The organism is Pseudomonas sp. HMWF006 (assembly GCF_003061205.1).
Classification (GTDB): Bacteria; Pseudomonadota; Gammaproteobacteria; order Pseudomonadales; family Pseudomonadaceae; genus Aquipseudomonas; species Aquipseudomonas monsensis.
Genome location: NZ_QAIU01000662.1, coordinates 9,172 through 9,561, shown reverse-complemented (window position 1 = coordinate 9,561; position 390 = coordinate 9,172). Strand labels below are relative to the sequence as shown.

At 60.8% G+C, this 390-nt stretch carries 1 pseudogene; it reads right to left on the bottom strand.

Annotated elements, in window-relative coordinates:
* A pseudogene (locus tag DBR24_RS34655) lies at positions 1-386 on the bottom strand (CpaF family protein); the annotation flags it as partial.
* Positions 387-390: the final 4 nt, after the last annotated feature.

Sequence of the window (390 nt, the reverse complement as noted above, 5' to 3'; positions counted from 1 at the left end):
CGTTCGACGTGATGCGCATCAATAAACCGCAGATCGCTCAGGTGCAACACGCCGTCGCGTTCGATGAACACCCGGTGCGGGCCGTTGACCAGAATCTCGGTCACCGCACTGTCGCGCAGCAGCACTTCCAGCGGGCCGAAACCGGTCAGCTCGTCGACGATTTCTTCAGCCAGCCGCTCCATTTCATAGCGCGAAATCGCCAGGTGCAGCCGTGCGATGTAATCGGCCACCTTGTCGATGACGAACTGCGAAAGCACCTGCCGCGAACCTTCCAGCAGGTTTTTCCCGGACTCTTCGATAGCGTCGATGATGTAGCGGTGCAGCACCAGTTTCAGGCCGTCGTGATCGGTGTTGCCGGCGGCTTGGCGCTGCTGCCCGCCGAACAGTTGC